Annotated in this window: 16 protein-coding genes, 1 tRNA gene and 1 pseudogene; 7 read left to right on the top strand and 11 right to left on the bottom strand. The window is 57.4% G+C overall.

Annotated elements, in window-relative coordinates; all coding sequences use genetic code 11:
• Positions 1–336: 336 nt before the first annotated feature.
• The gene (locus ACZCWR_RS02800) at positions 337–2,208 is read right to left on the bottom strand and encodes a phosphoenolpyruvate carboxykinase (GTP) (RefSeq protein WP_487302216.1); all 1,872 of its coding nucleotides are present in this window, start codon (positions 2,206–2,208) and stop codon (positions 337–339) included.
• A 490-nt stretch (positions 2,209–2,698) separates the two neighbouring features.
• Here ACZCWR_RS02800 and ACZCWR_RS02795 point away from each other — a divergent pair, with 490 nt between their 5' ends.
• On the top strand, positions 2,699–3,715 hold the full coding sequence (locus ACZCWR_RS02795; RefSeq protein WP_487303221.1) for a D-2-hydroxyacid dehydrogenase family protein: 1,017 nt from the start codon (positions 2,699–2,701) through the stop codon (positions 3,713–3,715).
• Between the two features lie 8 nt (positions 3,716–3,723).
• Here ACZCWR_RS02795 and ACZCWR_RS02790 read toward each other — a convergent pair whose 3' ends face one another.
• Complete coding sequence (locus ACZCWR_RS02790) at positions 3,724–4,200, bottom strand: OsmC family protein (RefSeq protein ID WP_487302215.1); 477 nt, start codon at positions 4,198–4,200, stop codon at positions 3,724–3,726.
• Positions 4,173–5,075 carry a patatin-like phospholipase family protein gene (locus tag ACZCWR_RS02785; RefSeq protein WP_487302214.1) on the bottom strand — a complete coding sequence of 301 codons (903 nt, stop codon included), beginning with the start codon at positions 5,073–5,075 and terminating at the stop codon, positions 4,173–4,175. The genes ACZCWR_RS02790 and ACZCWR_RS02785 overlap by 28 nt, the downstream gene beginning before the upstream one ends.
• Positions 5,076–5,212: 137 nt before the next feature.
• Here ACZCWR_RS02785 and ACZCWR_RS02780 point away from each other — a divergent pair.
• Positions 5,213–5,288 (top strand) — tRNA-Lys (locus tag ACZCWR_RS02780).
• A 969-nt stretch (positions 5,289–6,257) separates the two neighbouring features.
• On the opposite strand, the gene ACZCWR_RS02775 is transcribed toward ACZCWR_RS02780, so the two are convergent.
• The 3 genes from ACZCWR_RS02775 to ACZCWR_RS02765 all read right to left on the bottom strand — a co-directional run bounded on the left by ACZCWR_RS02775 (position 6,258) and on the right by ACZCWR_RS02765 (position 9,957).
• A complete protein-coding gene (locus ACZCWR_RS02775) occupies positions 6,258–7,556 on the bottom strand; it encodes an MFS transporter (protein WP_250866628.1) in 1,299 nt (432 codons plus the stop codon).
• A 71-nt stretch (positions 7,557–7,627) separates the two neighbouring features.
• Complete coding sequence (locus ACZCWR_RS02770) at positions 7,628–8,398, bottom strand: enoyl-CoA hydratase/isomerase family protein (RefSeq protein WP_487302213.1); 771 nt, start codon at positions 8,396–8,398, stop codon at positions 7,628–7,630.
• A 50-nt stretch (positions 8,399–8,448) separates the two neighbouring features.
• Entirely contained in the window at positions 8,449–9,957 is a 1,509-nt protein-coding gene (locus tag ACZCWR_RS02765) for an acyl CoA:acetate/3-ketoacid CoA transferase (protein WP_487302212.1), read from the bottom strand.
• Between the two features lie 209 nt (positions 9,958–10,166).
• Between ACZCWR_RS02765 and ACZCWR_RS02760 the strand changes: the two genes are divergently transcribed.
• The 4 genes from ACZCWR_RS02760 (at position 10,167) to ACZCWR_RS02745 (ending at position 13,902) form a co-directional block, all read left to right on the top strand.
• Positions 10,167–10,847 carry a TetR/AcrR family transcriptional regulator gene (locus ACZCWR_RS02760; protein WP_487302211.1) on the top strand — a complete coding sequence of 227 codons (681 nt, stop codon included), beginning with the start codon at positions 10,167–10,169 and terminating at the stop codon, positions 10,845–10,847.
• A gap of 189 nt (positions 10,848–11,036) precedes the next feature.
• Complete coding sequence (locus tag ACZCWR_RS02755; protein ID WP_487302210.1) at positions 11,037–11,807, top strand: 3-ketoacyl-ACP reductase; 771 nt, start codon at positions 11,037–11,039, stop codon at positions 11,805–11,807.
• Positions 11,808–11,823: 16 nt separating this feature from the next.
• The gene (locus tag ACZCWR_RS02750) at positions 11,824–12,987 is read left to right on the top strand and encodes a dihydrodipicolinate synthase family protein (RefSeq protein ID WP_487303220.1); all 1,164 of its coding nucleotides are present in this window, start codon (positions 11,824–11,826) and stop codon (positions 12,985–12,987) included.
• A 69-nt stretch (positions 12,988–13,056) separates the two neighbouring features.
• Positions 13,057–13,902: a sugar phosphate isomerase/epimerase family protein gene (locus ACZCWR_RS02745; RefSeq protein ID WP_487302209.1), complete on the top strand. Its 846-nt coding sequence runs from the start codon at positions 13,057–13,059 to the stop codon at positions 13,900–13,902.
• A gap of 382 nt (positions 13,903–14,284) precedes the next feature.
• Here ACZCWR_RS02745 and ACZCWR_RS02740 read toward each other — a convergent pair whose 3' ends face one another.
• Positions 14,285–15,997 carry an SDR family oxidoreductase gene (locus tag ACZCWR_RS02740; RefSeq protein WP_487302208.1) on the bottom strand — a complete coding sequence of 571 codons (1,713 nt, stop codon included), beginning with the start codon at positions 15,995–15,997 and terminating at the stop codon, positions 14,285–14,287.
• Positions 15,998–16,549: 552 nt separating this feature from the next.
• On the opposite strand from ACZCWR_RS02740, the gene ACZCWR_RS02735 reads away from it, so the two are divergent.
• On the top strand, positions 16,550–16,786 hold the full coding sequence (locus ACZCWR_RS02735; RefSeq protein WP_487303219.1) for a transposase: 237 nt from the start codon (positions 16,550–16,552) through the stop codon (positions 16,784–16,786).
• Between the two features lie 1,804 nt (positions 16,787–18,590).
• On the opposite strand, the gene ACZCWR_RS02730 is transcribed toward ACZCWR_RS02735, so the two are convergent.
• From ACZCWR_RS02730 to ACZCWR_RS02715, 4 genes and pseudogenes are all read right to left on the bottom strand, one after another.
• Complete coding sequence (locus ACZCWR_RS02730; protein WP_487302207.1) at positions 18,591–19,397, bottom strand: glycoside hydrolase family 19 protein; 807 nt, start codon at positions 19,395–19,397, stop codon at positions 18,591–18,593.
• 56 nt (positions 19,398–19,453) lie between these two features.
• Positions 19,454–19,864 carry a hypothetical protein gene (locus ACZCWR_RS02725; protein WP_487302206.1) on the bottom strand — a complete coding sequence of 137 codons (411 nt, stop codon included), beginning with the start codon at positions 19,862–19,864 and terminating at the stop codon, positions 19,454–19,456.
• 799 nt (positions 19,865–20,663) lie between these two features.
• A pseudogene (locus ACZCWR_RS02720) lies at positions 20,664–21,341 on the bottom strand (haloacid dehalogenase type II).
• A gap of 41 nt (positions 21,342–21,382) precedes the next feature.
• Positions 21,383–22,012: a CGNR zinc finger domain-containing protein gene (locus tag ACZCWR_RS02715; RefSeq protein WP_487302205.1), complete on the bottom strand. Its 630-nt coding sequence runs from the start codon at positions 22,010–22,012 to the stop codon at positions 21,383–21,385.
• Positions 22,013–22,088 lie beyond the last annotated feature (76 nt).

The raw sequence follows: 22,088 nt of genomic DNA, 5'->3' as shown, positions 1-22,088 counted from the left end.
GGACAACTCCTGCCGCCGTGGCGGCTTCCAATTTCTGCTGCAAAGCAATTCAGGATTATCCTAGGACTCGCGGAATCGTGCAGAAGTTGCGGGATGTCAGCGAAACGTCGAAAAGATTCGGCGAAATACGCTTTTTGAACGCCGGAAAACGCGCTGATTGTTGTCGATGACACAACGAGGTCGCGACATTCGTTTGAGTCGCGAATAATATGAAAGGCTGGCCGCGCCAATTTTGGCGGGTTAATGCGCGGATTCGAGCCCACGCGAACGTAAGCCCGAATTTAGGGATTGATTCATTCAGTGCAACCAATCCCTTATTGGTTACCGCTTATTTCTTCAGGCGGAAACGCGCTTCGCCATGTCGGACTTGGCCTGTGGCAAAGCGTCCGGCAGACCGTGTTTTAGCTTGGCGAATAGTTCGTCGTGGAGGGCGAGTTCATCGCGCCAGAGAGAATCGTTGACGGAGATGACCTGCTCGAACTGCTCGCGCGTGAAGCCGAGCGCGCCCCAGTCGATGTCCTCGTAACGCGGCGAGATGCCGAACGCGTGCTCCTCGCCCGCCGCCGTGCCTTCGATGCGCCCGATCATCCAGTTCAGCACGCGCATGTTCTCGCCGAAGCCCGGCCACACGAACTTGCCGTCATCGCCCTTGCGGAACCAGTTGACGCAGAAGAATTTCGGCAGCTTTGCATCGAGCGCTTCGAGGCGTTCGCCCATCTTCAGCCAGTGGTTGAAGTAGTCGCTCATGTTGTAGCCGCAGAACGGCAGCATGGCGAACGGATCGCGCCGCACGACGCCTTGCTGGCCCGCGGCGGCGGCGGTGGTTTCCGAGCCCATCGTCGCGGCCATGTAGACGCCTTCGTTCCAGTCACGCGCTTCGGTGACGAGCGGCACGGTGGTCGAGCGGCGTCCGCCGAAGATGAACGCGTCGATGGCGACGCCCGCCGGATTTTCCCAGTCGGGGTCGATCGACGGACATTGCGATGCCGGCGCGGTGAAGCGCGCATTCGGATGCGCCGCCTTCGCGCCCGTTTCCTTCGCGATCTCCGGCGTCCAGTCGCGGCCCTGCCAGTCGATGAGATGCGCGGGCGGCGTGTCCGTCATGCCTTCCCACCAGACATCGCCATCGTCGGTCAGCGCGACGTTGGTGAAGATCACGTTCTCTTTTAGCGTGGCCATCGCGTTGAAGTTGGTCTTTTCGCTCGTGCCCGGCGCGACGCCGAAATAGCCCGCTTCCGGGTTGATCGCATACAAGCGGCCATCGCGGCCCGGCTTGATCCACGCGATGTCATCGCCGATGGTCGATACCTTCCAGCCGTTCAGATCCTGCGGCGGAATCAGCATGGCGAAGTTGGTCTTGCCGCACGCCGACGGAAACGCCGCCGCGACGTGATACTTCGCGCCCTGCGGCGAAGTCACGCCGAGAATGAGCATGTGCTCCGCGAGCCAGCCTTCGTCGCGACCCATGGTCGAAGCGATACGCAGCGCGAAACATTTCTTGCCCAGCAACGCATTGCCGCCGTAGCCCGAACCAAAGCTCCAGATTTCGCGTGATTCCGGAAAATGCACGATGTACTTCGTATCGTTGCACGGCCATGCGACATCCTTGCGGCCATCGCTCAGGGGCGCACCGACCGAATGCACGCACGGCACGAACGCGCCGTCCTCGCCAAGCACGTCGTACACCGCGCGGCCCATGCGCGTCATGATGCGCATGTTCACCACGACATACGGGCTATCCGACAACTCCACGCCGATATGCGCGATGGGCGAGCCGAGCGGACCCATCGAGAACGGCACGACGTACATCGTGCGGCCACGCATGCAGCCTTCGAACAGGCCGTCGAGCGTCACGCGCATGTCCTGCGGATCGATCCAGTTATTGGTCGGGCCAGCGTCTTCGCGGCGTTGCGAACAGATGAAGGTGCGGTCTTCGACGCGCGCCACATCCGACGGGTCCGAACACGCCAGAAACGAGTTCGGGCGTTTGACGGAATCGAGCCGCTTCATGGTGCCAGCGGCGACCATCTGCTCGCACAGACGGTCGTACTCCTTTTGACTGCCATCGCACCACTCGATTCGATCGGGCTGGGTCAGTGCAGCGACCTGCTGAACCCATTCGATCAATCGTCGGTGCCGGACGTGGGCGGGGGCATCGACTTCGACTACGTTGTTTTCTTTGTTTTCGACTACTGCGGGCTGGTTCATCGAGCTGTCTCCATCTCATTGCAATGAAAACCGTTCGCCAGTGACGCTGCGTGCGAGAGGCGTAGGCGACTGTGATCGCGGGGCGGTTTCATGTTCTTTCGACATGAAGCGATCACCAGGCCGGATGCTGCGTCACGGGCATGACACTTTGCGGCGCGGATGGCGCGTCCTGCGCGCGGCCTTATGGCTTGCGCCGCAAAGGAACAAACTGTTAAAAAGAGATACTAAGTGGCCTGTCTCCTTGCGGATTGCCGATTGACGGGTGTCGGCGCCGAGGTTTATTTCTCGCTTGACTGCTGTTGGCGAAGTCGTCCGCGGCTCCAAAAAGTGGGAGTCAAGCTTAACATCGCGTGGCGCGATGACGAAGACGATGTGCGATGAAGCTGATATAGAGCATGTTGATCGGTAATTACCCGAAGTTAATGTCTCTATTCTCGCGCTCGAATAAAACGCAGCACGTTTGATGCCCAACAGAAGCCAACCAATGCCCATGAAAATCGCCATTCTCGACGACTACCAGGACGCTGTGCGCAAGCTCGATTGCTTCCATCTGCTCGACGATCACGAAGTGAAAATCTTCAATAACACGGTGCGAGGGCTCGGACAGTTGGCCAGCAGACTGGCGGAAGTGGACGCACTCGTGCTGATCCGCGAACGCACGCGAATCAGTTCACAGTTGCTCGACAAGTTGCCGAAGTTGCGCATGATCAGTCAGACGGGGCGCGCGGGCGGCGGCCATATCGATATCGAGGCGTGCACGGAACGGGGCATCGCGGTGCTCGAAGGCACGGGTTCGCCGGTCGCGCCTGCTGAACTGACGTGGGCGCTCATCATGGCGGCGCAGCGGCGCATTCCGCAGTACGTGGCGAATCTGAAGCAGGGTGCGTGGCAGCAGTCGGGGTTGAAGACATCGGCGCTGCCGCCGAACTTCGGTCTCGGGCAAGTGCTGCGCGGGCAGACGCTCGGCATCTGGGGTTACGGCAAGATCGGTCAGATGGTCGCAGGATATGGCCGCGCCTTCGGCATGAACGTGCTCGTCTACGGACGCGAGCATTCGATACAGGCCGCGAAGGAAGATGGCGTCGCGGTGGCCGAAAGCCGCGAAGCCTTGTTCGAGCAAAGCGATGTGCTGACGGTGCATCTGCGTTTGAGCGATGAGACGCGCGCCATCGTCCGGCTCGAAGATCTCATGCGCATGAAGCCGACCGCGCTGTTCGTCAACACGAGCCGCGCTGAGTTGCTCGAAGAAAACGCGTTGCTGAACGCGCTGCATCACAATCGGCCGGGGATGGTCGCCATCGACGTGTACGAGAGCGAGCCGATCCTGCAAGGCTATAGCTTGTTGCGCATGGAGAACGTGATCTGCACGCCGCATATCGGCTATGTCGAGCGCGAGAGTTACGAGCTGTATTTCAGCGCGGCGTTCAAGAACATTCTCGCGTTCGATGCGGGCGATACGTCGAGCGTATCCAATAAGGATGCGCCGCATCACGCGCGGCGGCGCTGAAGTTTTTTTTAAAGCGTTGAGATGTCGATCGACGGCTCGCAGCGCACCGGAAAATTCACCGAGTTCGCGATAAAGCAATAGCGATGCGCGTCTTCATGCAGACGCGCCGCCAGCGCCGGATCGTTGCCCGCGCCGATGCTCACGCGCGGTCGCAGCGTCACATCGATGAAGCGGCCGCTGCCGTTCTTTTCTTCCTGCATGGTGCCGATGGCTTCATCCACATAGCCCGTCACGACGATTCCATTCGTCGAGCACAGATGCAGATACCAAAGCATGTGACACGACGACAGCGACGCCACGAACAATTCCTCGGGATTGTGACGCGCGGGATTGCCGCGAAACGCCGGATCGCTCGATGCCTCGATCGCGGGCTTGGTGCCGACGCGCACGAGATGATCGCGCGAGAAGGCGTCGTAGGCGGAAGTGCCTGAGCCGAGATCGCCCGTCCATGCGACGGTCAGTTCGTAGGTGTGCTTTCTGGACACGGATGGCTCCTTCGATCGGTTGATGTTTCGATGAGATGCGCAAGGCGGTGGAGGAAATCGTCGGCATCGGCGCGGCCCAGGTCGTAGGCGTGCTGCATTTGCGACGGGCTCGTATAGTCCCAGCTCGAAATCGGCACCTTGCGCGATGGCTGCACGTAGAGCCGACGCTGCTCGCCGTGCGGCACGATGAACATGCGCTCGCGCGGATAAAGGCGCGTGACCATCACCAGCACGAGACCGGGCGCGGCGTCGAGTCCCGACACGGGCACGTTATCGACCATGCCGCCATCGAGCACGGGACGGCCGTTGCGCCGGAGGATCGGCGTGAAGGGTGGCGTCGCCGACGATTGCAGGATCAGATCGGCGAGATCCTCGATCTTCGCGCAGTCTTGCGCCCGCACGAACTCCGGATGGAAGCCGAGCGTTTGCCCGAGCGTCGGATGAAGCGTCTTGCGCACATACTTCTCGATGTTATACGCGATGATCCCCGCCGCCACCGCACTGCGCGCCCCAAGCCAGCGCGGCAAATGCGATACGCCGATGCGAATCTCCGGCGCTTGTTGCAGTTCGCTGAAGCGGTCGGCGAAGATGTCGAGCAGCGCCTGACGATAGATGCGGTAATGCGGAAACACGGACTGCCTGCGCAGCAGGTTGCCCCAGTACGCGTTCTTCGTATTAGTGCGCAGCGCGTCGGCGTAGTAGTTCATCACCCAGCGCGACTCGTTCGTGTAGAGCATGCAGGCCGTCGCCGCGCCCGCCGAAATACCCGCGATGACGCGCGGCTTCAGATTCAGTTCGGGCCGGACGATGTCCCAGAACCCTGCTTGCCACCAACAGCGATTGCCGCCGCCAGCGAATACGACTTGGTCGAACATGTTTGGTTTGATAGTGCGTGAGTGGCTGTCGCGCAATGGTAGCGGAGACCGTGCGATGCCCTTAGGTGCGACGAAAATTTTTCGCCGCAAGGGCTTGCGCATTTCGAAATAGTACCGCTATAATTTCGCTTCTGTTGGGGGCGTTAGCTCAGTTGGTAGAGCAGCGGACTCTTAATCCGTAGGTCGAGTGTTCGAGTCACTCACGCCCCACCAATAAATTCAAGCACTTAGCCCAGTCATCACGACTGGGCTTTTTGTTTTCAGCGGTCTGTGTAACCGCTATGTAACCCGGCTTTGGCAATACATTCACGATGCGATGAACTGGCTTCGATGTCCATTCGTAGGCGGTCGGCGAAAGCAATTTATTCAATCATGCGTCGGATTGAAATGCCGTGCGATCGAGCGCGCTTCGCGGAGGTAGGGGTTGCTGGTCGATCCCAGACGGGCGCGTCAAGCACTGCAAGGGCTTCCGGCCGATCGCCCTGTGTAAAGCTTTGGCAGAATTTCCCGTTGGGCCGGCGGTCGCATACAGATGCCGCGGTGCCGTTGGAACAGTAGGACCATAAAGAGCAAGCACCGTACTTAGCGTTCAGCCGGTTTGGATCTTCCCTTCCTCAGGCGCAGGTCTCGACAGGTAGTCCATCACCATATCGCTTAACTGAATGACCGCTTCGCACTATTTCGAATGGTGGGCGACGGGGTTGGCATGCGTCGGTCCGCTCTTCAAATTTTTTCGCTGAAAAGCGGCAATGGAATTAAATTACCCAGAGGCGGCTCTCCGGGCAATGCGTACTCCCGACCCACTTCCGCCGTTCGACCGGAGCCATTTCGATGGCCGCTTCGCAGGGTCGAACCGTCGCCCGCGACGATGCAGCCGGCAGGAACCCGGGGAACCGTCGCTCGACGGATCGCTAGGGTTTCTCCAAAGCCGCGCCGCTCTGCGGCCTCACTCATCTGGCCGCCAGGGCGGCCAGATGAGTGAGGCATTCAGACCGCTTCATCAGAACGCCGGCGCGGGCAGCTGCGTCCCGTGCCATGTCGTAAATGACATGTCGCGCGCAGGCTCGGAGCCCCCGTGTTGGGGATAAAATTGATCTTGGTGCAGCTACGAATGAGAGGCTTGCCATCGCCGCCCCCCGAAGCTCAGCGAGCATCCGAGAGGCGCTTTCGAAGAGGCTAATCTTAGCTGTGAACGGTCGGCGAGAGCTGCGCGATATCGACGGCCTTGCTCGACGAGCGGATCACTCGCATTACGATCCACGCCAAAAGATAGGCCGAACCGCAGACGACGAACAGCACGTTGTAGCCCGCATTTATGTGCCCTAGCATCTTGAAATGATCGAGCACTGCGCCAACGACCAGCGGGAACAGCGTCGCGCCCAACGCACCGGCCAACCCGCCGATCCCGACGACGGAGCCGACCGCTGCCTTCGGGAACATGTCAGAGGCGGTCGTGAAGAGGTTGGCCGACCATGCCTGGTGCGACGCAGCCGCCAAACTCAAAAGACCAACCATCGCCCACATATTGTCGATGAACGGCGAGAATGCGATCGGCATCACCAGGAACGCAAAGACCAGCATCGTGGTTTGTCGCGCCTTCGTCACAGACCAGCCGCGCTGAATCAGTTTGGACGAGATAAAACCGCCGCCAATGCTACCGATCGAAGTCGCGACATACACCATCACCAGCGGAAGGCCGAGGTTCTTCAGGTCGAGATGAAAGCGTGAGTTGAAATACGACGGCAGCCAGAAGAGCATGAACCACCAGATCGGATCGGTCAGCAGCTTACCGGCGAAGAAGGCCCATGTCGGACGCAGCTTGAGCAACGTGAACCAGCTTACCTTTTGGGTCGCGGAAGCAGGAGCCGAATCCTCGCTGATGTAGGTAAGTTCCGCTTCGTTGATCTTCGCGTGCTTTGCCGGCACCTGATACATGAAGTACCAGAAGGCCAGCCAGATGAATCCCGTCATGCCGGTGATGAAGAACGCGGCCTCCCAACCATACGTTGCAGCCAGCCACGGCACGGTGGCTGGTGCCGCCACCGCGCCAATACTGGTGCCGGAAGTTAGGATACCGACTGCAAGTGCCTGCTCTTTGCGCGGGAACCACTCTGACACGCTCTTCACCGCGCAGGGGAAGCTGCCGGACTCTGAGATGCCAAGGAGGGCACGCATGACGCCAAAGCCCATCGTGCTGCGCACGAGCGCATGACCGCACGCGGCGATGCTCCATACCAACACGCACACGCCGTAACCGATCTTAACGCCAAACTTGTCGACCATCTTGCCCGACAGCACCATGCCGATTGCATAGCAAGCCGTGAACACCATGACGATGTAGCTGTATTGCGTTTCGGTCCAGTTGAACGTCACGGCAAGCTCGGGCTTGAGCAGGCCCAGCACCTGACGGTCCAGGTAATTAATCGTGGTTGCGAAGAAAAGCAGCGCGCAGATGCGCCACCGAATAGCTGTACGGTCCATGAGCGACTCCTGTCTCCTGAGGTGCTTGATCCGCCGATGCGGCTCACATCACTGCTTAATGGATTTGAGATTTAACGGAAAGATGCATGGCGCTTTTCGCGGAATGCCGCGACGCCTTCAATTGCATCGGGCGACGCCTTGCATACCGATGCGGCGAGTTCGTGAGCGTATTCGTGCTGGCCCGTCTCCATCATGCGAATAAGCCGTTTGCCGACCGACAGAGACGTCCTTGATCGTTTGACGAGCGTCTCGCAGACGACATCGACGCGGCTGCGCAGCTGATCCGCTTCGACAGCTTCGTTGACCACGCCCCACGCGACAGCAGTTTCGGCGGAGATCGGTTCACCGAGCAGGATCAACTCGCGCGTGCGGGTTGCGCCGACGAGTTCGGAAAGCCGCGAGCAGCCCATCCATCCGGGGATGGCGCCCACCGACGCTTCGGGAAAGCCAACCTTGGCCTGGGTGCTTGCGTAGCGCAGGTCGCACGTCAGCGCGAGTTCGAATCCGCCACCGAGCGCGCTCGAAGAAAGGACAGCGATCGTCGGTTTGTCGAGTTCCGCGATTCGACGGAACACACGATTGCCTTCCCGAATGAAACGGGTTCCCATCTTTTGCGGATCGATGTCGCCCCACTCGTTGATATCTGCGCCGCTGCAGAAGAAGCGCGGACTGGTGGTTTCAATCTTCAGCACGCGGATTTCATCGTTGCGCTCGACGTCCGCCACGGCACGATCGATGTCATCCAGCATTCGTACGGTCAGCGCGTTATGTCGCGAAACGCGGTTCAGCGTGATGGTGGCGATGCTACCTTTAGCTTCGTAGAGAATGTCAGTGTCAGACATGAAGAACCTCTTCTTCCTGAGAATCGAATGTGAGCGGTAGTTGAGCGGCCTTAGTGAGCCGGAGCGTTTTCGAGCAGACGCTCATCGATAAGCGGCGTGAACTCCATGCGCGAGAGCACGTCGCGGTGCATGTCGAGGCCCTTGGCGACTTCGACGAGGCACACGCCGAGCGCATCAAGCCGGAACACCGCTCGCTCCGTGATATAGAAGACTTCCTTGCCGTCCAGACGCGCCTGCACGCCACTGAACGTCACGTGTCGCACCTTCTTTACGGCCTTCGGCACCGATCCCGGCGAGAGGATTTCGAGCGCGTCGCCTTTGCGCTCCACGCGCAGCCCTTTGGCCTCGAACGCGCCACAGAAAACGAGCTTTTTCGCGCCCTGTGCGATGTCCATGAATCCGCCTGGGCCGACGACCGTGGAACCGAGCTTCGAAACGTTTACATTGCCTTCTTCGTCAAATTCGCCCATGCCGAGGAAGGTCACGTCGATACCGCCGCCGCTGTACCAGTCGAATTGATCGACGCTCGGCATGATGGCGTCGGCGTTACGCGCCGTACCGAACATCGAGCCATCAAGCATCGCGCCACGGTGGATACCCTGTTCAACGGAACCCCAGTATTCGTCGCCGCGACCTTGGGACGCCAGAACTGCCGGGATGGCACCCGGGAAGCCAAAACCGAAATTCACGGATTGATTGGAGCCAAGCTCCTGCGCAGCGCGCTCGGCCACGATAAGGCGCATGCCATCGGGCATCTCAATCTCAGGCGTCTCGCCGAGCTTTTCGCCGCTCAACGTTGCGTCGTATTCGCTGACTTGGCACTGACGCTGCGTCGGCATCTCGACGGTGAGATCGACCATGACGCCGGGCACACGGACGAGACGCGCGGGCACATGGGAGCGCGGCCGCGATTTGACCTGAGCGATGACTTTGCCGCCGCTGTTGTGGGCGGCCAGCGCGACGGCGTAAATATCGAGGTCTGCGGGTTCGTGGCGGGTCGAAAGATTGCCTCTGTCGTCAGCGCTCGACGCCATGACGATCGAGAAGTCGATCTTCAGGGGCTTGTAGCGGAGATACTCCTTACCGTCGATTTCGATCAGTTCCACCAGGTCTTCGGTCGTCGCTGCATTCAGTTTGCCGCCATCCAGACGCGGATCGACGAAGGTTCTTAGACCAACACGCGTGATCACGCCCGGCCGACCGGCGCCAACCTCCCGAAACAGGGTCGCAATCACGCCACCGGGAAAACTGTAGCCTTCGATCTCGCCGTTGTGAGCCAGCTTCTGCATCGCAGAGGACCACACCCAGTGCCCGCCGATCACGCGCTTAACCAGGCCAGCGTGGGCCAGCCGTCCGAGGCCACTGCCTTGGCCGTCACCGACGCCGAGGGCGTGAACGACCGTCAGGTTACGCGGATGACCCGTTTCAAGAAATCGCGCTTCAATCGCCGCGAGGATGGCGTCCGGCTCAAGCAGGCCGCCGCCTGAGCCGGTGATCGCGATCGTCGCACCGTCAAAGATCGAAGCCGCAACCGCCTCTGCATTGGTCCACTTGTTCACATCGCCTCCTGTGCTAATCTGCAAATTACTTAGTACCGAACCATATCGTTACTTGTGACGCATGGTAGAACAGGGAAAAGCGACGTTCAAGAGTGAAAGACCCGAAATCGGGTTTACGATAACGAGGGCGTGGAAAGCCGCCCGTCCGCCGTGATTGCAAGCTGCAGGTGTTGTCGGTTACCGTTTAACTTTAGATTTGACCCATAGATATGCAGACCACAGTCGAACCGAGCGAAGAGGCGCGCGTTGCTGAAAAGCCCGCGCGTGCCAAGCGGCTGCGTGATCCTATCCAGACGCAGGCCAAGATTCTCGCAGCAGCCAAGGCGGAGTTCGCTAAGGTAGGCTTGGGCGGCGCCCGCATCGAGACGATCGCCGAAAAAGCCGGCGTCAATAAGCGGATGATCTACGAATACTTCAAGGGGAAGGAGGAACTCTTCCAGACGGTCCTTGAAGAGATGTGGACGGATATTCGAACCGAGGAGAGAACGCTCGGTCTGGATCAGCTCTCGCCCGTCGAGGCCATCCGCGCGTACGTTACCTTTACGTGGAACTATTACCTGAAGAACCCGGAGTTCATGTCCCTGGTGAACAGCGAAAATCTGCACCGGGCTCGACATATCAAGAAATCCAGACGCTTCGGCGAATTGCATCGTGGCTTCGTCAACATGCTGCAGCAAATCCTTGATCGCGGCGTGGCGTCCGGCGACTTCAAAGCCGGCATCGATGCAAGCCAGTTGCACCTGACTATCGCCGCGCTGGGGTATTACTACCTGACCAATCGCTTCACCGGAGAGGTCATCTTCGGCTTCGATTTCGTTTCGAAAGACGCCCTCCAGAAACGCCTCGACTTCAATCTCGAAACGATTTTTAGCCTCTTACGCCCGCGTTAATTAGGCGACCGCGCCTCCGCACTTCCCTTTTTGGTCCAGCACGCACAGGGTTTTCCTGATTGTTAGGGAAAACCCTTTTTTGACAGCGCCGTTATACCAGTATTAAATAACGAACTGGATCGTTACTTACGGCTTGAATCGCAATTCGTAAGACGACAAGTCAGAAAAAGCCATGCAGGAGATAACACCATGGAGCAACGCCAAGTCGCACTGGTTACGGGCGCTCGTCGCGGCATTGGTCGAGCCATCGCGCTCGAGCTTGCCAATGCCGGATTCGACGTCGCCATCACCGACGTCGAGACATCAGAGAAGCTGGTCGCCACGCGCGCCGACATCGAACGCATCGGTGTGAAGTGCGTGGCGCTGACATCGAATCTTGCCGACATTGCGCACCACGACGCGCTGTTTCAGGCGGTCGAAGAGGCGCTCGGTCCTGTCACCTGTCTGGTCAATAACGCTGGGGTGTCTGTCATGTCCCGAGGTGATCTTTTGGACGTCACACCCGAAAGCTATGACCGCTGCCTGAACGTCAACACGCGAGGCACGTTCTTCCTGATGCAAGCGTTTGGTCGGCGTGTCGCGCAGGCACCTCAGTCAGCCGTCAATCGCTCGATCATCACAATCTCCTCATCCAACGCCGTCGCGGCGTCGCCTCAGCGCAGTGAGTACTGCGTCTCGAAGGCAGGTCTGTCGATGGCCACCACTCTGTTCAGTTTGCGGCTAGCTGAACTAGGGGTCAGCGTATTCGAAGTGCAGCCGGGCCTGATCGAAACTGAAATGACTACGCCGTCGAAGGCACGTTACGACGCGCTGATGGAGAACGGGTTGACCGCCATCAAACGATGGGGAAGACCCAACGAAGTCGCACTTACCGTGCGTACGCTGGCAACGGGGGGCCTACCGTTCAGCGTTGGTCAAGCGATCCGCGTCGATGGCGGCCTTCTTGTTTCTAAATACTGATTTCGAGATTCAAGCCATGCAAATCAAGCTTCCCACCCTGGACGGCGCACTCGTTGACTATCGTCTGACTGGCACTCCGCTGCAAGTTGGCAAGCCTGCGGTACCGTTTAACCGCATCGCCTATTCTGCGGCACACGTAGTGGCCGATCCGCTGCGTAGCGGCGAACTCGGCCAGCCATGCGCGATTGACTGGGACCGGACCATCGAATATCGCCGTTATCTTCTTGAGCAAGGTCTGGGGATCGCGGAGGCGATGGATACTGCACAACGCGGCATGGGCCTGTCATGGGACTCAGCGAAAGAGCTTATTGTCCGCACGCTGAATGAAACGCGCGACATTCCCGGCGCGCTGATCGCCTCAGGTTGCGGCACCGATCACCTGCCGGTTAGCGACGCGCCCTCGTGCGAGGATGTGATCAAGGCCTACCTGACCCAAATCGACAGCGTCCAACGCGCGGGCGGTCAGATCATTTTGATGGCGAGCCGCGCCCTCACGCGCGTGGCAAAGGATGCAAAAGACTACATTCGTGTCTATCGGGAAGTCCTGTCGGCGTGCGACAAGCCGGTCATTCTTCACTGGCTGGGCGAGGCGTTCGACCCCGAGCTGGCCGGGTACTGGGGCCACGCCGACTTCGAAAACGCGGCGAAGGTCTGCTTCGAAGTCATCGCCGCGAACGAAGCCAAGGTCGATGGCATTAAGATTTCCTTGCTGGATGACGCGAAGGAAATTACCTTCCGCCGTCGCCTTCCTCAGTCCGTGAAGATGTACACGGGCGACGACTTCAACTATCCGGTTCTCATTGCGGGCGACGAATTCGGCTACTCCCACGCGCTGCTTGGCATTTTCGATGCGATCGCGCCTGCAGCGTCGCAGGCGCTGGCCGCGCTCGCCGCAAACGATCTTGCTCGCTACGACGAACTGCTCGCTCCAACGGCGCCGTTGTCGCGTCACATTTTTCGCGCCCCGACGCAGTACTACAAAACCGGGGTTGTATTCCTCGCCTACCTGAATGGGTTCCAGCCGCACTTCTTCATGTTGGGCGGACATCACGGCATGCGGCCGCCCGCCTATTTGGCCGAGGTCTTTCGACTCGCCGATCAGGCAAACCTGCTCAGAGATCCTGAGGTGGCCGTCAACCGTATGCGGGCGATCTTGACCACGCTCGGATGCGCGGAATAAACGCAGAAGCCGCCTTTTCGGCGGCTTTCTCTTAGATCAGCGACCCTCAACGAAGGCTGGATTGGCGACATGGAATCTCTGCACCTTACCCGCTGCTCCATCAACACCGCCACACTGGGACATTGCGAACCGATCGACGTGACGATTGATCGAATCGCCAAGGCAGGGTTTGGTGGATTGGCCCCTTGGCGTCATGAAGTCGAAGCCGCCGACGTCAGCAAAATCGCCAAGCAGATCCGTGCACTCGACCTCAAGGTCACCGGGTACTGTCGGTCAACCTACTTTCCTGCTTCGACGCAAGAGCAGCGTCAGGCCAACATCCAGTCGAACGTTCGGGCGCTCAACGACGCGGCGGAACTGGGTGCTCAATGTTTCGTGATGGTCGTGGGAGGTCTGCCCGAAGGTAGCCGCGACCTATCCGCTGCGCGCATGCAGGTCCAGGACGGCATCGGCGCTTTGTTGGAAGCAGCCCGCAAGCTCGCCGTTCCATTAGCCATTGAGCCACTCCATCCGATGTATGCGGGCGAAAGATCGGTGGTCAACACGATCGATCAGGCGCACGCCATCGCGCGCGAGCTCGATCCGCATAACAATGGCTTCCTCGGTGTCGCGGTCGACGTCTACCACTGCTGGTGGGACCCGCAGTTGGAAGGTGCGCTTACTTCGATCGGCAATGACAATCGCATTCTTGCCTACCACGTTTCCGATTGGCTGGTTCCGACGACAGACTTGTTGCTTGATCGCGGCATGATGGGAGACGGCGTGATCGACCTGAAGCGCTTCCGGCAGAGTGTCGAGAATGCGGGCTATGCCGGTATGGTGGAAGTGGAGATTTTTTCGCGCGACAACTGGTGGAAACTGCCGTCCGACCTCGTCTTGCAAACGTGCGCGGAGCGCTTGCAATCGGTCTGCTGAGAGTCCAGCCAGCAACATGTCAAGTCGCCACGAATGCGCACCACACGCTCTTGAAGGAACGTCGCGGCGATCCCGAGGACGACCAGAATGGCTCTTGCCGCAATGACACCGGTCATCTGAACGTCCTCTGCTATCTCTGGCGAGCGTCGCCTAGTGGCCGAATTGAGACCAACGACGACCGGCTCAGTGCGACCCTCAACGGCCGGTCGCCGTGTGTAGAACGCAACGGCGGCTAACTGAGTGGTCCGGTCAACCACGCCAGATACTGGCGGCGGCCGATCGGCCATAGCCGACGCTCGCCATTCATCCGCCGTGCGGCTGCAGCTCGCCGCTTCGCTGTCGTTCGAAACACGGCACGGGTCGTCAAGACTCGCGGCGATCCCTATTTTCCACTCTGCGGTGCGTCACGTTCTTTCCTCCACTCGTCAAAAGCATACCGCGGAATCCTCCAATCGTAGATGTTGATCCCATATCGCTTTGGATTCTCGAATATCTTCTGCCATGAGACAGCCGGTTGTCGCCAGTCTTTTTCATGTGACCTTTGGACCGCCTCGACGTGGGGCTCCGCAGCTCCCGCCCATCGGTGGGCGGGAGCAATCCAACTCTGAAGCTTGGTTCCATATGGACTTTTCATCTTCTCAGCAGCCGAAACGGTTCGTTCAACATCGCTTAAAAGAGTGGGCATCATAAGTATTGGAAACTCCTTCCCTTTTGGTTTGAAGACCAGGAAACCGAAGTCCTCGGGTGCGCTTCGAGAACCTAGAGCAATATGCTCGATCTCTTTTTCCCCAGTTAGACCTTTGTCTGAGCCGATAGCGAGTCGAAACCATAGCGTACGAAAACAGTGGGTACACACAACGCAGTGCGGTAGATCCTTTAGTATTTGGTCCCCAAAGAAATCACCGCCACCAAAATCATAGCCAAAAGAGTTCGCAAGTATGATTCCGCCTTTCCGGATATAACCCACGAGAAATTGGCGCGCTTTCTGTCTATCCGTTTGCAGCACATACAGATTAGTGTCCGGACTGGATTCGGTGTGAATGAATACTGTGTGCATATTCATCTCTTTCGAGCGCTTCAGCCCTTGTTGCATGTCGAGTTCGACAATAAGGACGGGATGGTATCGGAGCAATTCTTCCCCATTTTGTCCCGTTAGATCGTAGCGTGTCGTTTGATGGGGACGAGCAACGATCTCGACCTGCGAATAACGATCGAGACTAAAGTCAAAAAGATTCAGATGTCTGTAAAGTATCCAGTGATTCTTGATAGAGTTGTCGTCAAGAGCAGTGGTCGAGAGTCGCCGCAGGATAGACAAAATGTCGTTTCGGTCCAATTTTGAATCAAGGTGCAAAGAATGCTTAGTTGGATCGCTAGAGAACATCAGCCGTCGTTTATTAAGAGGCGGCATTAACACCTGTTTTGGCCTCAAGGTTGAGACCCAATTCGCCCACGCCACCACGTCTAAAGGGTCGGACGCCGCGACTATTCGGCATAGTCGGCAAAACCGCCTCCAGGGCGTCTCTCTTTTCGCGAAGAGCGCCTCACATCCGTTTTGAATGAAACGGCCATCGAGCGTTTTGAAAACATCCAGCATCCAGCTCGGACTCAGCGCGACCATTCCAATAGCTTCGGCAATGTCGATGATCTCAACGACGCGCTTTTTGTACGGCTCCTCTCTGAATGCAGCAAGCGTTCCGTGCAGACGTTCTACACCATCTCGAAATTGTTTTGGCGCAAGAAGCGGGTCTCTAGACTCGGTCAGCAATTCGGTGCAAAACCACGCCACAGCCTCATGAACATCGACGGTATATCTCAGCATCTTTGCCTGAAATAGGCTACTTTCCTCAAGCTTTCGATCTTTCTCGTGCGGCTCAACTATGCCATCCGCAGCATTCACCAGCGTTTGCAAAAGACCTAGTGAACTACGTCGAACCAGATTGACATGGGATAACTCGTGCTCGACGACGATCCACGGCCGCGGAAGGATGTTAGGCAAAATTGCTACCGATTGCCCTCCTTCGTAAAAGCCCAGCGGTAATTCATCCCGATGCCAGAAAGCGTGGTCAACAAAATAGGTTTCATCTGACTGAGGCATGATCCTTCCCTAGCGCCATGCGAGAAATTTAATAAGCGATGGCCGACGCTTTTTATTGTTGATATGGTCCGGTTGCATCCCATAGCCAGGAACATGCTTCTCAGGCGGAGGCGAGCCATTAGGTGGGTCCGGCTCAGACGACAGGGGCTCGGCAAGTGCCTTGACTATCAGCGGGGCCGATATGCCGATATTGAGAACAAGAATTGCGTTTTTACTTTCTATGCCATACAGAGTAGCGAGACCGCCTCCACAAACAATCATCAGAAGACTTAAGATCCAGTACTGGGGGCTACGGCAGTATGCAGGAAAGTTTGCGGACTCTCGGATGCGGTGCCACTTAGCCACCTCAACCAGGAGTCCCCCGAATGACGCGCAGAGGAAGATCTGCGCGAATCCCTCGATGTTCATCCTGCATGTCTCCCGTACGTACTATCACCTAGTGGTGCGCCGATAGATGAGTGCATTTCCAATGATGCACAAGCATAGATGACATGATCCATCTTGCAAGGGCGACCAGCGATGTTGGCGTGCTCGACATAACGTTCACCCTCGCTGGCTTACGCACCGAGCAAACCTCGCCACATCGCCGCAGCGCTCAAAGAAGGCGAAGGCGCTGTCCAGGTTGCTGAACTTTGCCGCAAGTACGGCATAAGTAAAGCCAGCTATTACTTGTGGAAGTTCTCCGATTCACGGAAGCCCAAGTCTTGTACAACTAAACGTCAAACTATCAGGGAGGCATATGTCCAAATCGTCCGCGGCGGCTGCATCGACGACACACGGACCCGATAGGAGGCTGCCGCTGGGATCAATTCATCCGCTGTTTTTCACGCAAAGATATTATTCTCCGCCACTTCTGACCGGCCCCGAAGTCATGTTCATCCGAAGCGTCCGGAACTGACGGCGATCGAGATACCGAACATATAGTTGCGAGTAGTCTGCGACGCCTGAGACTTTACGGACGAGCGAAGGGCGCAGTTTGGCTTCGTGTGAACCTTCTCTCATACGGCCGATAAGGCGACGCGTTTTCTCGACTATCGAATGTCCGCAAACTAAGTGAAGGCGCCTCCGGAATGTCGGAGAGACGCATTGCGCGAGAGTCGCTTGTTGGCCGACTGCGGAAATCGGCTTGACGCATGCCCAGTCACGGGTCAAGCCTTGGTGCTAATTCCAAGAATGTGCGCGAAGGTCTCCAATGAGGCGCGCGCTGCGTTCAAGCTGCGGATGGGCTTACCAAATGAAGCCGTGGGGAACGGGTGAAAAAGTCTGGGGCAAACTGGCATGGGACCGACCGTTCCGTCAAATCTTTAGCCCGGTGAAATCAAGTAATCAGGTCGCCGGTCACTTCCTCTGACCGTCCGCCCAGCTTTAACATCTTTAACATGTTTTAACATCGCTTTAACATGTGCCGAAGTGCCTCAAAGCCCCGTCAGTAAAGGTGTTTAGTTAATTAGGGCCATGTTAAAGGCTTTAACATTTTTTTGTTAAAGGGGGATTTTTTCTGCGCGTGAGAGAACGCTCTGTGTCCGGGTCGAAAAGTTGCCAGGTCTCAGATACCCCCTCCCCCTAGGGTCCCAACGTCTCGTCGTACAACTCGACAGTCCTTGCACGGTGCATTGGAAAACTGCCGCTGTTGGCGATGGGCCAACGTCTCCATGACGGTGTACGCGCTCATTTTGGCGACGACGCGGCATGTCCTAAGTCTTTTCGGCGAGATTCTGCACGGATGACCCACAGGAATTTGCAAACCCAGTAACGACGCGGGTTTGCGGGGTGCACTTCGCCACTTTCTCGCCACTAACTTTCAGGCTTTGGTACTTCGACCAACCACACCTTCTTGCTCAATTGTGCGTGGGCATCGACAACCGAGCCGAGGCCTGCCTCCAGGTGCACTAACGTTGCGCGCACAAACTCTTGGAGCATGACGCACCTGATGGTTTGGAAAGGAATTTCTTGCGCCTTGCGTCAACTACAAACGACGACGGCTATGGTACTCGTCGACCCTGACAGAGTTCGGCATGTCGCCTACCGATCGATATAACTTTTTCGGTGGAGGAAAGAATATGGTTGGAAACATGATTGAGCACGAGCCGTCGATTGAGCTCGTCGTGTTATCTAGATAGCGGAGCTTCCGCGCGCGCTTACTTCATCGCCGGCTTGCGGCGAGCTAATTTTGCGGAGGTCCTGTCTCAGACCGGCCAGGAAGCGACGTTCACTGGGAGACGCAGTTGGACGTTCGAGCGTCGCTAGAACTTCACAAGCGGGCACTGAATGTCGCAGAGCCGATGGCAAGTCATCGGCCTTTGCGGACCTTCGGCGTCCCGCAGCCGTCCGGCCGCTGCATGTCGCTCTGCCGTCGTTGGCGGCCGACGCAACTGGAAGTCGGCTCCCGCGACTTCCGAACGAGTCGTCACGACCCGAAGTTGACGGTCGGTACTCAGTCGGCTTTAGGTCCCCTTTCACGTGCACAACGGCCGTTCCGCTTCTGGTCTTGGTCGATACCACATGGAAACCGAAATCCGCACGCACGTAGCCTTCTATAAGCTAAGGTTGGGCTTCACGCAACATGTCAACCGCAAAGACACATATTGCATTTTTAGCCAAGGCACTTAAGAAAGAGTTTTGCATATCCTGCAGTGATGTCGGCATTGTCGCGCGAACCTGGATTAACGATATCCCGAGCCTGTATCCAGTTCTCGGTCTTGTTATTGAAGTAATCGGCAAGCCGATTCGGTTTTCCATTAACGCGGTTTCTCGTGAACCAACCGTCACGCATTCCCTCGATTAAAATTCTTGTTGCGCCGTCTGGATCGACAGCAAGATCTGGATAATCGTACAGATTGCTTTGCATCAAGGTACCTATCCTTTTATAATTCTTTGGCCCCGTTAGCTGAATGAATCCTCTTCCATAATAGGATTGGCCGTTAGCCTGACGCTTAGCATAGTTGCATGGATATTTTTTAGGGTTTTCGTCAACGAGTCGTTGAACCGCTTTAATCCGGCAATCATCGCTTTTGCAGCTTGGTGCTTCTTTTGCCGGCAGGAAACTCCCCGCCGATTCTCTATACGCTGTTCCAAGGATGTACGCAATCATCCGGTCATCCTCAAGGCCTGCATTAGTTCTTGCGTAAGTGAGAATCTTCGTGATCATCGCTCTTGACGAACCATCGAAAGAACGTTTGCTCAGGTGATATGTCTCTATTTTTCCGGTCCTTATATTGGTGTGCGTGAAGCTCACTCGCTCGCTTGCAACGGCGTCACACTTTTTAAAAAATGCATCGTTCTTTGTTGTATCCGACTGAGTGGCTGGGCTCGCGCTGCTCAGCACGACTATAGGCCCGGCAACAATGAATGTAGCAATGAGAATACGCGGTGTAAGGTTGATTCGCACGTGCATATACATGGGATTTGCCTCCGGTGAGATAAAGGAGAAACTCAACGATGTAAGCGGGGAATCGATTATTTGCAGCGACCATATTCTATGAACGTTCCCAATGCTGCCAATGGCCTTAATACAGAAAAGTCGTTGGTCTTAGAGATTGTTAATACTATTGGCATTGTGAACCTTCTTCCAGGCAAACTTTGGTCCGTCTCTCTAACAATGCCAAAAACTACCCGCTCGTCTTGGTCTGACCTTTTTTCAATCATTTTTCCTTCCATGCAGGATTCGCCGAGGCACGTAGCTAAAATTTTTGTTTTACTGTCATACCCGAAGGTCTCAGGGTTTCTGCTTTTCAAATCTTCTGGTTCACACTTTTCCGCATCGCACCCGAAGGCGGATGCAGCTGTACATTCGTAGGTTTTTCCGAAGCTTTGTATCGGTGTGCAAAACAAACACGCCAGGACGAAAGACATAACCCGATCAATCATCGACGTCTCCTGACTAATTATTGGAGCTCAACAGTGGACCGCGTTGGCTGATCGAAAGGTTCTGCCTAAGATACTGTCCGGTATGTGTGGCATCGCACGGTCACGTAAAGATTAACCCGTTGGGCGAAGACCAAATGGTAAAAATCGCAAACGGGCCGTCGTCTAATAGGAGGAACCGGACACTCGAATTTCCGAGCAACGCGGCCGGGAATGACTATTCGTGGCCGATAGCACCAGTTGAATCAGCGTGTCGCCATGCCGATGCTGGAAGTCTCATTGCTGACGTCCTGGCGTTCGTGCAAGCGAGTACTACCGGCCAGAAGCGGGCATTCACGCAGGGCCTCTTGCAGACGGCCGAGCGGCACTTCCCCATCCGAAAAAAGTCATTCACGATAGATGTCGTTCGATGTCTTGCCATCTGAATCCGCGGTAAATGTCGCGCGAGTCCATGCAGATATAGAAGCACCTCTGCCACTGCCAAAAAGTAAGTTTTGCTGGCTGCGCAGGTTGAGTCGCACGCGTGAAACCGATGTTCCCAGTCCTTGTTACCCCACCACGCTAGGGTGTGACCTAGTTCTGTCTTCGAAAGCCGACAAGCTGCCAGCAACGTGTGACATGAGGTCGGTTGCCGCCCTGTCCCGCGGCCCTCGAAGCGCTCAGTGGCCGAACGCATCACCAACCGAGCGTCGCTTCGTGGCGCCTGCTATCCGGAAGTCATCGACCAAAAGGACTTTTAAGCGAATCCAAGACAGCGAACTTTGCCGCGGTGATGACGCAAGCAGCGCGCAACGGAGCCTAATTACGCCTTGTCAAAGAGGTCGAGCAACGCATCGGGGCCGGACAGTTCCCAGTCCGGCCTTTGCCCCATTTCCTCGAACGTATTGCCGCCGCGATTGATCTACGCAGTCGGAAAGCCGAAATAGCGCGCGCCGGTTGCGTCCCACGCATTCGACGAGACGAAGAGAATCGACGCGCGCGAAACACCGAATGCTTCCTCCGCGAGTTCGTAGGCGCGATCGTGCGGCTTGTAAATGCGCACCGGATCGACGCTCAGCAGATGATCGAAGTGATCGCGCAATCCCGCATGGCCGACTACGGAGCCGATGGAATGCAGCGAGCCGTTCGAGAGAATCGCGAGCCCGAGGCCGCGCTCCCTGAGCCGCGGAAGTGTCGCCGGCACTTCGGGAAAGGGCTGCAGCTTCAGATACGCATCGCAAAGTGCCGCCTTCGTCTTATCATCCAGATCGAGCTTCAGATGCCGCGCCGTATAGCGCAATGCATCTTCCGTCGCCTGCTCGAAGGTGACGTAGCGATTCATCAGGCTGCGCAGCCACGTGTATTCGAGCTGCTTCTGCCGCCAGATCGTGCTGATCTCGCGCCCGTGTCCCGGATATCGCTGCTCGCACTGATCAATGACCGAATGTACGTCGAACACCGTGCCGTAAAGATCGAACGCAATCGCCCTGATGTGTTTCATGCTCTCTCCTTCCATTGAACATCCGGATCGAACGGTAAGGCTCAACCGCCCTTTCCTTCCCTGAGTCGCGCGCGATGCGCGGCCACCTTCGCGCGATTGCCGCAGATGGCCATGCTGCACCAGCGGCGCGCATGTCCACGCGTGTGATCGGCGAACAGCAGCGTGCACTTCGGGCCCTCGCACGCCTTGACGTACGTGAAGTCCTGTTCGCACACGAGCTTCGCCAGCGTCTCGACGATCGGCATCAGCAGCGACTCGGGCGTCGAGTAGCGGCGTTGCATCGTGAATGCAAGGCCGCTCGGCGCGCTCTCGTCCGCGACGATCGCGCCGTGCTGTTCGTCGCGCTGCAGCACGCCATTCAACGCTTCGAGTTCGCTCAGGTCCTTTGCCGCGAGCGGCCGTCCCTTTCTCTTCTGCACGAACGATCTGAACCATTCGCGCAGGCCGCGCGCCTTGGCCGCGATCTCGTCCAACTCGGCAGACGCGGTTTGCGAACGCATGTGCGCAAGCACCTCGGCAGGCACCAGTTGCGCCTGTTCGAGCCATGACAGAAGGCCTTCGCCGTCCGCGATCCAGTCGACGGGTTCGTCGACCGGCGTCGCGATCGAGTTGAGGAAATCGAGGCCGGGCGCATCGGCCACGAAGATCGCGGGGAGTGAGCTGTATTCCATTTTTTAGCCAGCCGTGTTTCTACGATGACTTTATCGTAACCGCTAAAACACCACTTGACAAGTTACTTCCGCGCTT

Source organism: Caballeronia sp. A2-2, from assembly GCF_057612605.2.
Note: the sequence above shows the minus strand (reverse complement) of the source record. Positions and strands in the feature narration are given on the sequence as shown.

Excerpts from the sequence above, each read along its gene's own strand:
- ACZCWR_RS02800 (WP_487302216.1), bottom strand. The coding sequence starts at position 2,208 with ATGAACCAGCCCGCAGTAGTCGAAAACAAAGAAAACAACGTAGTCGAA.
- ACZCWR_RS02795 (WP_487303221.1), top strand. The coding sequence starts at position 2,699 with ATGAAAATCGCCATTCTCGACGACTACCAGGACGCTGTGCGCAAGCTC.
- ACZCWR_RS02785 (WP_487302214.1), bottom strand. The coding sequence starts at position 5,075 with ATGTTCGACCAAGTCGTATTCGCTGGCGGCGGCAATCGCTGTTGGTGG.
- ACZCWR_RS02775 (WP_250866628.1), bottom strand. The coding sequence starts at position 7,556 with ATGGACCGTACAGCTATTCGGTGGCGCATCTGCGCGCTGCTTTTCTTC.
- ACZCWR_RS02770 (WP_487302213.1), bottom strand. The coding sequence starts at position 8,398 with ATGTCTGACACTGACATTCTCTACGAAGCTAAAGGTAGCATCGCCACC.
- ACZCWR_RS02760 (WP_487302211.1), top strand. The coding sequence starts at position 10,167 with ATGCAGACCACAGTCGAACCGAGCGAAGAGGCGCGCGTTGCTGAAAAG.
- ACZCWR_RS02755 (WP_487302210.1), top strand. The coding sequence starts at position 11,037 with ATGGAGCAACGCCAAGTCGCACTGGTTACGGGCGCTCGTCGCGGCATT.
- ACZCWR_RS02750 (WP_487303220.1), top strand. The coding sequence starts at position 11,824 with ATGCAAATCAAGCTTCCCACCCTGGACGGCGCACTCGTTGACTATCGT.
- ACZCWR_RS02745 (WP_487302209.1), top strand. The coding sequence starts at position 13,057 with ATGGAATCTCTGCACCTTACCCGCTGCTCCATCAACACCGCCACACTG.
- ACZCWR_RS02740 (WP_487302208.1), bottom strand. The coding sequence starts at position 15,997 with ATGCCTCAGTCAGATGAAACCTATTTTGTTGACCACGCTTTCTGGCAT.
- ACZCWR_RS02730 (WP_487302207.1), bottom strand. The coding sequence starts at position 19,397 with ATGTATATGCACGTGCGAATCAACCTTACACCGCGTATTCTCATTGCT.
- ACZCWR_RS02725 (WP_487302206.1), bottom strand. The coding sequence starts at position 19,864 with ATGATTGATCGGGTTATGTCTTTCGTCCTGGCGTGTTTGTTTTGCACA.
- ACZCWR_RS02715 (WP_487302205.1), bottom strand. The coding sequence starts at position 22,012 with ATGGAATACAGCTCACTCCCCGCGATCTTCGTGGCCGATGCGCCCGGC.